Source organism: Nonomuraea sp. CA-218870, assembly GCF_050936535.1.
In the GTDB taxonomy this organism is placed as follows: Bacteria; Actinomycetota; Actinomycetes; order Streptosporangiales; family Streptosporangiaceae; genus Nonomuraea; species Nonomuraea corallina.
The window spans coordinates 925495-936952 of record NZ_JBNJMN010000001.1; the positions used below are offsets into that span (position 1 = coordinate 925495).

The 11458-nt window shown below is 69.4% G+C and carries 9 protein-coding genes; 6 read left to right on the forward strand and 3 right to left on the reverse strand.

Translation table 11 applies throughout. The features are described 5' to 3' along the window. Positions 1–55 precede the first annotated feature (55 nt). The gene (locus ACQEUU_RS04630) at positions 56–934 is read left to right on the forward strand and encodes a sulfotransferase family protein (RefSeq protein WP_433060739.1); all 879 of its coding nucleotides are present in this window, start codon (positions 56–58) and stop codon (positions 932–934) included. 142 nt (positions 935–1076) lie between these two features. After that, positions 1077–1505 carry a hypothetical protein gene (locus tag ACQEUU_RS04635; RefSeq protein WP_433060742.1) on the forward strand — a complete coding sequence of 143 codons (429 nt, stop codon included), beginning with the start codon at positions 1077–1079 and terminating at the stop codon, positions 1503–1505. On the opposite strand, the gene ACQEUU_RS04640 is transcribed toward ACQEUU_RS04635, so the two are convergent. After that, positions 1495–3204, reverse strand: coding sequence for a hypothetical protein (locus ACQEUU_RS04640; protein ID WP_433060745.1), 1710 nt, complete (start codon positions 3202–3204; stop codon positions 1495–1497). The two genes, ACQEUU_RS04635 and ACQEUU_RS04640, sit on opposite strands and share 11 nt — an antisense overlap. Positions 3205–3461: 257 nt before the next feature. Between ACQEUU_RS04640 and ACQEUU_RS04645 the strand changes: the two genes are divergently transcribed. Both ACQEUU_RS04645 and ACQEUU_RS04650 read left to right on the forward strand, forming a co-directional pair. After that, on the forward strand, positions 3462–3899 hold the full coding sequence (locus ACQEUU_RS04645) for a YkvA family protein (RefSeq protein ID WP_433060748.1): 438 nt from the start codon (positions 3462–3464) through the stop codon (positions 3897–3899). Positions 3900–4043: 144 nt separating this feature from the next. Continuing rightward, on the forward strand, positions 4044–5375 hold the full coding sequence (locus tag ACQEUU_RS04650) for a chloride channel protein (RefSeq protein ID WP_433060751.1): 1332 nt from the start codon (positions 4044–4046) through the stop codon (positions 5373–5375). A 175-nt stretch (positions 5376–5550) separates the two neighbouring features. Here the strand turns inward: ACQEUU_RS04650 and ACQEUU_RS04655 are convergent, their stop codons facing one another. Continuing rightward, positions 5551–6681: a helix-turn-helix domain-containing protein gene (locus ACQEUU_RS04655; RefSeq protein ID WP_433060753.1), complete on the reverse strand. Its 1131-nt coding sequence runs from the start codon at positions 6679–6681 to the stop codon at positions 5551–5553. 184 nt (positions 6682–6865) lie between these two features. On the opposite strand from ACQEUU_RS04655, the gene ACQEUU_RS04660 reads away from it, so the two are divergent. After that, positions 6866–8902 (forward strand): SufS family cysteine desulfurase, encoded by a 2037-nt coding sequence (locus tag ACQEUU_RS04660; RefSeq protein WP_433060755.1) that lies wholly within the window; start codon positions 6866–6868, stop codon positions 8900–8902. Between the two features lie 861 nt (positions 8903–9763). On the opposite strand, the gene ACQEUU_RS04665 is transcribed toward ACQEUU_RS04660, so the two are convergent. Further along, complete coding sequence (locus ACQEUU_RS04665) at positions 9764–10618, reverse strand: HARBI1 family protein (protein ID WP_433060758.1); 855 nt, start codon at positions 10616–10618, stop codon at positions 9764–9766. A gap of 62 nt (positions 10619–10680) precedes the next feature. Here ACQEUU_RS04665 and ACQEUU_RS04670 point away from each other — a divergent pair, with 62 nt between their 5' ends. Then, positions 10681–11397 (forward strand): Crp/Fnr family transcriptional regulator, encoded by a 717-nt coding sequence (locus ACQEUU_RS04670; protein WP_433060760.1) that lies wholly within the window; start codon positions 10681–10683, stop codon positions 11395–11397. The last annotated feature ends 61 nt before the right edge of the window (positions 11398–11458 follow it).

The window sequence follows — 11458 nt, forward strand, 5'->3', positions numbered from 1 at the left end:
CTCGGCCCACCTGGGGGAGCGGGAAGCACGCGGACGGAAAGGCAGCAAGTCGCGCATGAGCGTGGTGAAAACCGGCATCAGGCGGAGAGTTCGGCTTCTGGGCCAGGCGCTGCGCCCGCCGAAGCCGTTGAAGTTCCAGGAAGCCAACAGGCCCGCCGAATCCCCGCGACCACCCAAACGCGTGCAGGTCGTCGACTACAGCGTCCCGATCATGCCCCGGCAGGTCCCCTCCCCGGTGTTCGTGATCGCGCCCGTGCGCTCCGGCTCCACGCTGCTGCGCACCCTCCTGAACAGCCACTCCCGCATCCGCGCCCCGCACGAACTCCACCTGCGCACCCTGCGGGTCCAGCCGACCCCCGGCTTCTCCGAGGAGTCCATGCTGGAGCTCGGCCTGGACCAGGTGGAGCTGGAGCACGTCCTCTGGGACCGCATCCTGCACCTGGAGCTGCAGCGCAGCGGCAAGGACCTCATCGTCGACAAGACCCCGGGCAACGTCTTCATCTGGGAACGGCTGAAGTACGCCTGGCCCGACGCCCGCTTCCTCTTCCTGCTGCGCCACCCCGAAGGCGTCGTCTCCTCGCTGGAGAACCGCAAGGGCAACACGGCCACCCGGGAAGCCCTGGAGGCCAACGCGGTGAAGTACTTCAAGCCCCTGGAGAAGGCCCGCCGCACCCTCGACGGCCTGACGCTCCGGTACGAGGAACTGACCGCGGAGCCCGAACGGGTCACCCGCGAGGTCTGCGACTACCTGGGCGTGGCCTGGGAGCCGGGCATGCTCGACTACGGCAGGCACGACCACGGCCGCTTCCTGCCGAACCTGGGCGACCGCAGCGACACCATCAAGTCCGGCAGGATCCAGCCCGCCCGCACCTTCACCGGCGCCAAGCTCTCGCCGCAACTCGCCAAGTACGCCGCCGCCTGGGGTTACGGCTGACACTGCCAGAGCGAGCACCAGCCCCTCCGGTGACCGGCGTGTCCGCCGGACCCGATCAGCCCTGGCCCAGGCGCTGCTGCGGCTGGTCGGGCAGCGGGACCTGGCCCGGATCAGCGTCTCGGACGTCGCCGAGGACGCCGGCGTGAGCCGTTCCGCCTTCTACGACCACTACCGGGACGTCCACGAGCTGGCCGAGGACGCCTGCACGGCGATGATCGACGACCTGATCGAGTCCCTGCCCGGGCCCGCCCTGGACTCGCCCGACCTGGTACGCGAGGCGACCGCGTCCCTGGAGACGTTCTTCGGCAGCCTGGCCGGTCACGCGGGGCTCTACCGCGCGCTGCTCGGACCGCAGGGCAGCGCGCGCGTCGCGGGCCACGTCCGCCGCCGGCGCGCTCATGGGCGTGGCCGCGGACTGGCTCGACGACGGCTGCCCCCGCCCGCCGGCGGAGATGGCCGGGGTGACCTGGCCGCTGCTGAACGCGTACTACCGCATCAACGAAAGCACGGGCGGATGAGAGCCGCGCGATCCCCGCTGCGCGCCCCGCAGTCGGTCACCGCTACAGCCTGAGCGTCCTCCTCGACGTGCCCGGGAACACGACCACCAGGTGCTCCTCCCCCGCATCGCGGACCCGCACGTAGACCCGGAGCCGGTAGCGGCCCTTCCCCTCGATCGCCAGGTTCGGCATCGGCGCGCCCGCGCCCACCTCGCCGTCGCCCATCTCCGGCACGGTGAGCCGGCCGGCGGGGCTGACGATCGGCACCTCGGTGACCTGATCCCACCCGGCCGTCCGCCGCGGCGGCGCGGTGCGCAGGGCCTTCACGGTGAGGCACAGGTCGACGACGTCCTCGACGTGCCCGATGAGCGCCGCGCTGCGGGCCACCCCGATGCCGGTGCTGCTTTCGTACACCCTCTCCGTCGCCTGCCCGGCCGCCTTCCCGGCCGCTTCGTCCGCGGGGTCGTGGACCAGATAGCCGGCGTCGCCGTCGACGAACAGGAAGTAGGTGGCCGTGGCCTGGACGACCCCCTTCGTCCGGGGCCACGGGTCGCGGCACCTCGCGTTCTGCTCGGCGACGTAGGCGTCGTTCGCCGCCTCCGACTGCCTGGTGGACCGCAGCAGGTCGGGATGGGTCGCGCCGACGATCTCCGGGCAGACGTGGACGAGGTCCCACGGGTCCGCGCCCCCCGCGGGCCGCTCGCTCCCGGCCCGCGTCAGGATCGCCTCCTGCTCGTCGCGGTCCTTCGCCTGGCACAGCGCCCGCCCGTACGCGAGAACCTCCTGGTCCGACAGGCTGGCCGGGAACATGGGCGAAACCCCGCCGTCGCGGCTGCGCGCCCGGCAGAGGAACGCGGCGTCGCGTTCCTCTGGTTTCAGGTCGCCGAACGCGGGCCGGTCGTAGCAGTCCCTCGACCAGCCGCTGTAGGTGAGGTGCGGGGTCCGCTCCGGTTCGAGCATGCCGATGATCGGCAGTACGACCACGGCCGCCACCGCGACGCGGACCGCGCGGTGCCGCGCGGGCGAAAGATCGGCCAGACGGTCGCCGGTGGGCAGTTCACGGGCGGTCGCCGCCATCCACACGGCGCTGACCAGCCCTGCCGTGTCCACGATGACGGGCATCAACACACCGCGGCCGAAGATCTCTTCGACGAGAAGATTGAGCGGGATGACCAGCGCGTAGAGGCCCACCGACAGCCATCCCGCGGTCAGTGTCCCGCGGCTCCACAGGCCGTCGCGCCACTGGCCGACGACCGTGATGACGATCGCCGCCGCTCCGGCCAGCACCAGGCCCGGCCCGATGACGTCGCCGAAACCGAGCTCCGGCAGGTCGAGCCGGTCGAGCAGCTCGTCGGACATCGCGGCCAGCTCGACCGCGAACAACGCCGCCGCAACCGCGCGCAGCACGCGGGACCGCCAGCGGATGACGAGCAGGTAGAGGACGTCGATCGCGGCCCACAACACGAGCTGGAACGCCGCGTCGACCACGGCGGGGAGCGGCGCGATCGGCAACCACAGCACGACGGTGTACGCCACCGCCAGATACAGCAGCCGGCGCAGCGCCTTCTCCCGGCGATCCAGCCGGCCCGGCGCGGGGGCGCGCAGGATCAGCCACAGCAGCGCGGCCTTCACCACGGCGACCACGAGCAGCGCCACCACCGTCAGGGTGTCGAACCCGTCAGGCGCGTAGAACTCCAGATGAACCGGCGGCGACCACGCGACGGCCGTCCAGAGCCAGGCGTCGCCGATCACCAGTCCCGCGACCGCGGCCACGAGAACCAGACCGACTACACCAATCCTGATAAACCGCCATAAGCCATCCGGAAGCACGAGACGCGATCTTAGCGCGGCACCGGAGGGCACAGTGGAACATGCGATTCCTCCAGATCCCGCGCTCTGCGACGCCGGGCGTCCAGGACGTCGCAGGCGGCGTGGCCAGGGAAGAAACGCCGCACGAGGTCGGGTTGTGCGAGGCGGACGGCTCTCCGCCGGCCCTCACTGTGCCCCGATATACGGGAAAGCGAGCAGACATGACCGGATCGTGGGGATGGGATCTGCTGATCGGGACCATGGCCGCCCTCCTGGTCGCCTGGCTGGCGCTGATCGGCACCCTGGTGATCATCCGCCCCCGAGGCAACCTCCTGCGCGAGGCGCTCCGGCTCCTGCCGGACGTGCTGCGCCTGATCCGCCGCCTGGCCGCCGACCCCGACCTGCCGCGCGGCGTACGCGTACGGCTGGCGCTCCTGCTCGCCTACCTGGCCCTGCCCCTGGACCTGGTGCCCGACTTCATCCCCGTCCTGGGCCAGGCCGACGACGTCATCATCGTCACCCTGGTGCTGCGCTCGGTGGTCCGCCGCGCCGGCTCGCAGGCGCTCCGCCGGCACTGGCCGGGCACCGACGACGGCCTCGCCGCCCTGACCCGCCTGACCGGAGCCGGCGAACCACCCGCCACGCCCGCTCCCAGGTGACGACCACGTACCTGGCATAGACCCGCCGAGCTCACGCGCGATCCATCAACAATGCGTAAAGAGGCAGGGACGGTAAGCGACCTTGGGGAAGTTCACTATGGGCGCCGACCTGGCCGCCGAGACCTGAGTGCGAGGAGAATTCCGGTGGGCCACTCCGACGACGCGCGCGGCTGGCCAAGCGTCAAAGACCTCTGCCGCATCAGCGCCGCGGCCCTCGCCGGCGGCTGCGCCATCGGTCTCGTCGGCGGGCTCTTCCGGTGGCTGCTGGCCGCGGCCGACGACCACCGCGACCGGTTGCTCGCCTGGGTCCGTCTCGATCCCTCATGGCGATGGGCCGTGGCCGTCCTCGGCGCGGCGGCGGCGGTGGCCCTCGCCCGCCACATCGTTCGCTGGGTGCCGCAGGCCGCGGGCAGCGGCGTCCAGCGCGTCGAGGCCGAGCTGCGGGAGGAGATCGCCCCGGTCGGCATCAGGTTGGTCGCCGCCAAGTTCGTCGGCGGGCTCCTGTCGCTGGGTGCGGGCATGGCGCTCGGCAGGGAGGGTCCCACGGTGCAGATGGGGGCGTCGTTCGGCGCCGACGCCGGGCACCGTTTCGGTGCGAGCGCCCACGACGTACGGACGATCTCCGCGGGGGCCGCAGGAGCGGGCTTGGCGGTGGCGTTCGGCGCGCCGATGGGTGGCGCGATGTTCGTGTTCGAGGAGGTCGCGCGGGCGTTCCGCCTCCGGCTGGCGCTGGCGACGTTCGTCGCGGTCTCCTCGGCGGTGGCCGTTTCGTGGCTGCTTCTCGGCACCGAGCCCATCTTCTCGCTTCCGGCGCCGGTCAGCGCGCCGTCGATGGCGTCACTTCCGGTATATGCCGTTCTGGGGCTCCTGCTGGGCGCGGCGGGAGTGGCCTACAACAAACTCGTGATCTTCCTGCTGAATGTCGCGGACGCGGCGCCACGCCTGGTTCCGGAGGCGAAAGCGGCCATCGTGGGCGGCATGGTCGGCCTGCTCGGTCTCGCGGCCCCCGAGCTGATCGGCGGCGGCGACGTGCTGAACCAGGAGATCCTCAACGAGCAGGTGACGCTCGGCTACCTCGCCCTGATCCTCCTCGTCCGCTGGCTCCTCGGCCCGCTGTGCTACTCGGTGAGCACGCCCGGCGGCCTCTTCGCCCCGCTGCTGGCCGTCGGAGCCGCCGCCGGCGCGCTGTTCGCCTGGCCGCTACAGGAGTTTTTCCCGGCACTCGGCATCTCCCTGACCGCCGCGGCCATCGTCGGCATGTCCACGTTCTTCGCGGCGGTCGTCCGCGCGCCCTTCACCGGCGTCATCCTGATCGTCGAAATGACGGCCACGACCGCCCTCGTCGTCCCCATGATCATCGCTGCGGCCGGCGCGCTGCTGAGCGCGACGGTGCTGCACGGTCCCCCGGTGTACGACACCCTCCGCCATCGGATGGAGGCGGCCCAGCACCCCGGGTCCCGAACCCCGGAACCCTGACGGCCGCTCACGGCGTGGTGAAGATCTGGATGGCGGAAGAGGGGTGGGTGTGATCACCTCACCGGCCCTGCCCGAGGGGCAGGACGCCTGGGTGCATGCCGGAGACGTCGCCGTAGAACGATGGCGGCGGAACCGTCACCGCGTCGCCCTACGGTCAGGTCCCGACGTTGGTGAATCAAGCGGTGATCCGGGTCATCCGCCGAAGCGCCCCCCGGGTCGACTCGCAGTCCATCGCCCGCAGCCGGGCCAGCACCGGTCCGGCGTCCGCGTTGAATCGCAGCTCCTCCGGGCAGCTCGCGACGATCCGCCACAACTGCGCCATGGCCGCGCTCGAGTCGCCGTCCATCGCGTGCGCGGTGGCCACGGCCAGCAGGTGCCGCGCCTGGCGGTCCTTGTCGGGGAGGCGGCCGGCGTCGACGCCCGCCGCGAGGCGGATCGCCTGCGCGTACCGGCCCAGCCGGACCGCGACCGCGACTCGGTGCAGGTCCACCTCCAGCGCGAACTCCGGGCCCAGCCGGTCGCCGATCCTACGGGCGCGGTTCAGCAGCTCCTCGGTTCGCAGCACGTCGTTCTCCTCGGCGGCGGCGAGCGCGGCCGTCAGATAGCAGAGCCCGGTGACCTCCAGCGACTCGGGCCGCTCGTCGATCACGGCCAGGCACAGCCGGCGCGCGTCGGCGTACCGGCCGAGCGAGACGAGCACGCCCGCCACCTCAGCCCTCGTGATCGCCGAACCCGCCGAGGATGCCACCGCGCGATCGGCGGCGACCAGGGCCAGCGCGTGCTGGCCGCAGCTTCGCAGCAGCGCCGCGAACAGCTGGTACACCTGAGTGAGGCCGGCCGTACCGGCTTCCCGGTCCGCGCCGGTGGCGACCCTGGCCGACAGGTCGGCCATCGACAGCAGCGGCGGCAGACGGCGCCGCGTCTCGGTGTAGCGGTGGGGCGAGCGCTGCCAGATCTCCCAGGCCGTCATCACGTGGCGCTGCACCCGCAGCACGCTCTCGGTCGCCTCGCCGGTGAACCGGCCGGGCAGCAGCAGCGCGTTCCCGACCTCGTCGGATTCGCCGTGGTCGCAGGCGGGCGGGAGTCTCGTCCGGCCGCCGACGAATTCGGAGAGATCCTCGACATGGAGCACTTCGGCGATCCGCATGATGGTCGACAGCCGATCCAGGGGTTTCACCCCGTTCTCGACCAGGCGGAGCCATTCCTCGCTGCAGCCGACCAGGTCGGCCAGAATTCTCCGGGTAAGGCCGCGCGAACGGCGCCTGGCCATGATCCGCGCGCCGTCAACCAAGAAATCGCCGACCATGCCGCCACATTAAGTGAGGAATTCGAGGCCCTCGGTGGCCGGAAATGACGGCAACTCCTTGCCGCTCCACCTTCCTGAGATGTGGGTTACGCTGAAGAGTCAGCCATGACGCAACTCCAGTTGGATCTAGCTGGCCGGGCTCCGCCGACACTGCCGCTACACCATTCGGCAGGAGGAGACCACGATGGCGATCGACGTCGAGTCGATTCGGAAGGAATTCCCGTTCTTCGAAACCGCCCTTGACGGTTCCCGTCCACCTGTGTATCTCGACAGCGCCGCCACCACGCAGAAACCCGCCGTTGTCCTGAGCGCGTTGAACCACTACTACATCCGCACCAATGCGAATGTGCACCGTGGCGTGTACCGGCTGGCCGTACAGGCGACCGACCTGTACGAAGAAGCGCGAAGCAAGATCGCCGCGTTCGTGCGCGCACCGCGAGCCGAGGAGATCGTGTTCACCAAGAACGCGACCGAGGCCGTCAACCTGCTGGCCAACTCGTTCATCTGGGCGGACGGACGGCTCCGCGTCGGTCCCGGCGACGAGATCGTCCTGACCGAGATGGAGCACCACTCCAACCTCATCCCCTGGCGGCTGCTGGCCGAGCGGGTGGGCGCGAAGGTCAGATATCTGGGCATCACCGACGACGGCCGTCTGGACCTCTCCGACCTGAGCGAGAAGCTCAACGAGCGGACCAAGGTCGTGACGGTCGTGCACGCGTCGAACATCCTGGGCACGGTGAACCCGATCGCGACGATCGCCGCCCGCGCGCACGAGGTCGGCGCCCTGATGGTTGTCGACGCGGCACAGTCGGTCCCGCACCTCGGCATCGACGTCACCGCGCTGGGAGCCGACTTCGTCACGTTCTCCGGCCACAAGATGTGCGGCCCCACCGGAATCGGCGCCCTATGGGGCAGGTACGAACTGCTGGAAGAGCTCCCGCCCTTCCTCGGCGGCGGCGAGATGATCGAGCACGTCGCGGTGGACGCCATGCACTACGCCGCGCCCCCGCTCAAGTTCGAGGCCGGCACACCCCCGGTCGCGCAGGCTGTCGGCCTTGGCGCCGCCTGCGACTTCCTGAGCAACATCGGCATGGACGCGATAGCCGCCCATGACCAGGCCCTGATCGAGTACGCCCTGGACCGGCTCGGCGACGTTTCCGGCATCCGCTTCATCGGCCCGACCGACACCGCGAACCGGCTGCCGCTCCTGTCGTTCGTGGTGGACAGCATCCCGCTCCAGCGCATGCGCGCGAGTCTGGACGAGGCGGGCATCGCCGTCCGGTCCGGCAACCACTGCGCGCAGCTCGCGTGCAGCCGATTCGGCGTCCCCGCCGCGATCCGGGCCTCGTTCTACCTGTACAACTCCCCCGACGAGGTCGACATCCTCGCCGAGACCCTCGAAACGGCTACGAGGTCCCGGGCCGCCGTGACCGCGGACACCTCCTTCGATGTCAGCCTGGTACGGCCGTACCAGGACATCCTGCTCCCGTCGATCTTCCAGCCGTGGGCGGAGTACATGGTCGAGGCGCTGGCGCCGGCCCCCGGCACCAAGGCGCTCGACGTCGGCACCGGCCCCGGCACCGTCGCCCGGGTGCTGGCCAAGGCAATCGGCCCCACCGGCGCCGTGGTCGGCACCGACCTCAACCCCGCCATGCTCGCCCTCGCCGCTGAACTGCCTGCCCTCGACGGCGCCCCCATCCAGTACGTGGAATGCGGTGCCAGCCCGCTGCACGTCTCCGACCAAGCGTTCGACCTGATCACCATGCAGCAGGTCCTGCAGTTCGTTCCCGATCGCGGTGCGGCGCTGGCCGAGATGCGGCGGGCCGCCCGCCCCGGGGCGCGGATCGCCATCGCCACGTGGCAGCCGCTGCACCGCAACCCCCTCTTCCGCGCGCTGCACGACGCCGTCGCCACCGTCCTCGGCCCCGACAAGGCGGACCTCTTCGAGGAACCGTGGTCCCTGCCCGGGACCGAGGTCGCCGTGCTGGCGAAGGAGGCCGGTTTCGTCGACATCGAACTCCGCGAATGGACGCTGCCGGCCACCCTTCCCGGGGGGCCTGACGCGATCTGCTGCCTGTTCGACTTCTCCGCGGTCAGACCGTACATCGGTTCTCGTCGCACCGACCTCGCGGAAGCCGTACGCGCGAATCTGGCGCACTGCACGGATGAGACCGGCGTCCACTCGGAGACCGCGGTGACCCTGGTGACCGCCCGAGCCTGACCGCCGCTCTTCCCCCGAAGGCCACTTCCCGCCGGGAGGTGGCCTTTCGGCTCCCCGGCCCACGAGTTCGCCATGCCCGACCCAACGGCCCACTCGGGCCAGGGCGCGCCAGCGCAAGAGATCCGCGACTTGCGAGCGGAATGCGGGTCTGATCGGTGACCCACCCCGCGTGATGTCCCCAAGCTCGGCTAGGGCGCGTGAGCACCGTAGTCACTGCTGTCGGGGTGGCGGGATTCGAACCCACGACCTCTTCGTCCCGAAGCAACTCGATCGCGTATTCGAGTTGCCCTCGCTGGCCCTATGACCTGCGGTGAGGGTGCGCGGGCGTACGCCGACGTTCGTGATCGGCCATGGCGATTGTCACTCAGACCGTCACTCGGCAAACCTCTGCGGCCGCTGCGGCCGTGCACCATCGGATTGCTCTTCGTCGGCGCCAAGCGCCGGCGCTTCGCGCTGCTGAGCCCGGCCTTCCATAGGCCAGCACGCTCATCCGAAGGAAAGCCGTCCAGGCATCGATCAGGCGTTGGCCTGACTTGCATGTGAACACCCGACCGACGACGCCCTCTCCGTTGGGGGACTCTGGCGGCTTGTCCACTAAGCCGGTTCCGAGCTGAGCGGACCAAGTGGCCGGTGTGCCCGCGGGGCATCGCTCTGCCGTCATCTATGGCATGCCTGGATGGTGACGATCCGGGCGAGAGGGCCATAGCGCGAGGGAAGTCCCCGACCTTCCCGTTGATAGATCTTCCTCCAAGTGTCATATTCCCATGTGGGCCCGTACAAGGAGGTGCATGTGGCAGAAACGCAGCCTTCGAATTCTTTTGCTGCAAGGACCTTTCTTTGGCGCCTGCCAGTGAGTCGTTCTCAGTAACCGAAGATCGCGTTGTGTGATGCCGATATGGTCCAATCGTGCTCGCGGTGCAGCAGCACGAGTGCGGCTCGGACGATCTGCCCGATGCGCCAGGGGTCCAGGCTGACTCGGCGCAGGGCCTTGAAGGTGACGGTGAGCAGGGCGTTCGCACGTTCGCCGACGCCGCGCAGGCCCCGCAGCACCTTGTTGTAGGTGTGCTGGTCGTCGCTGAGCCGGGCCTGGCCGCGCTTCTTCTTCACCGGCACCCGGATGACGTCGGCGGCGCCTTCATATCCCAGGTCGGCCAGGGTCGGCAGCATGTCCCGCGCGGCGGCCAGAGTGGCGATGATGCCGTGGGTGCGAGCGCAGGTCATGTCATGTTCGCGGCCGGGGCGTACGTCGGAGACCCACAACGGCCAGCCGTCCGGGGCGGAGATCACCTGGACGTTGCCGCCGTGGTGCTTGTGTTTGCCGGACCACCACAGGTCCGCGCCGTTCGGGCCTGGGGTGGCGACGCGGTCGGTGGCAATGACGATGCCGTCGAGGTTGACGTGCGTCAGGCCTGTGCCGGCTGCGTTGTCGAGCACCTGGCGCAGGCCGGGGGCGTGCATTGCCAGGACGTCGATGCCTTCGTGCAGGTAGCGGTAGGCGGTCTTGCGGCTGATGTGGTGGTCGGTGGCCAGTTGCTTGATGCGGGTGTTGTCGAGGAACCATCGAAGGATCAAGACGGCCTGGGCGAAGCAGCCCAGCGCCCGGCGTCCTTTGCGGGTGCCGCGACGGCGGCGTTCGGTGTGCAGCAGGGCGGCCAGGAACAGCACGGTCTCGCGACGTACGTCGAGGGTCGCGGTGTATGTGACACTAGTGGGCACGTGAAGCCTCTGGTTCTGAAGTTGATCTCTAGTCAAGACCACTTCTACCAGGGGCTTTACGCTTGTTGATCACCAGCGCGGCTGGCCGGGCCCAAGAAGATCACGCAGAGCAACGGATCGTTACCGACAACGGCTCAGTCCCTGTTCGCGATAGATTGCTTGCTCTTGGGGTAATTGTCGGCTTTCAGGCTGACCACACCCTGATTCGTCAGGGGGATGACGATCGCTCAGTCTTCATCTTGCTCAGATCGGTCGCCAAGGTAACCGCGCGAGCAGAGAACGGATCGGAAGCACTGCTAGCCGTGCGGGTGAGTGGTGACATCGTCGGGGAGATGGCGACCCTCGACCAGATGCCTCGCTCGGCGACTGTAACCACCTGTGGAAGATCCATAATCTGTGTGGTCAAGGGCGCGGTATTCGTCGATTTCATGGCTCGCCACGCCGTGGTCGGCGTGGCGATGAGTCAGTTGATCGGGGATCGGCTCCGCTGGGCCAACCAGAGACGGCTGGATTTCGTCGGCTACGGTGCCGACGTCTGCCTGGCCAGACTTCTCTTGGCACTCGCGCAGAGGCACGGCGCCTATACGCGGCAAGGGTTGGATGTCGGGGTCGCCCTGACCCAGGCAGAGCTTGGGGGACTGATCGGCGCAAAAGAAGGAACGGTCCAAAAGGCTATGCGCGGGCTGCGCAGCAGGGGCTTGGTCCACCACTCTCAACAGCGGATTGCCATCACGGACGTGCGGCGTCTGACTCGGTTTGCAGAAATCGACCCGTATTAATTCGGGTTGAGATGCGCCAACAGGCTTCATGGTGGATGTCCACAGACGCGAGGAGGAGCAG

Coding starts and splice junctions, on each gene's coding strand:
- ACQEUU_RS04630 (WP_433060739.1), top strand. CDS start 56: ATGAGCGTGGTGAAAACCGGCATCAGGCGGAGAGTTCGGCTTCTGGGC.
- ACQEUU_RS04645 (WP_433060748.1), top strand. CDS start 3,462: ATGACCGGATCGTGGGGATGGGATCTGCTGATCGGGACCATGGCCGCC.
- ACQEUU_RS04660 (WP_433060755.1), top strand. CDS start 6,866: ATGGCGATCGACGTCGAGTCGATTCGGAAGGAATTCCCGTTCTTCGAA.
- ACQEUU_RS04655 (WP_433060753.1), bottom strand. CDS start 6,681: ATGGTCGGCGATTTCTTGGTTGACGGCGCGCGGATCATGGCCAGGCGC.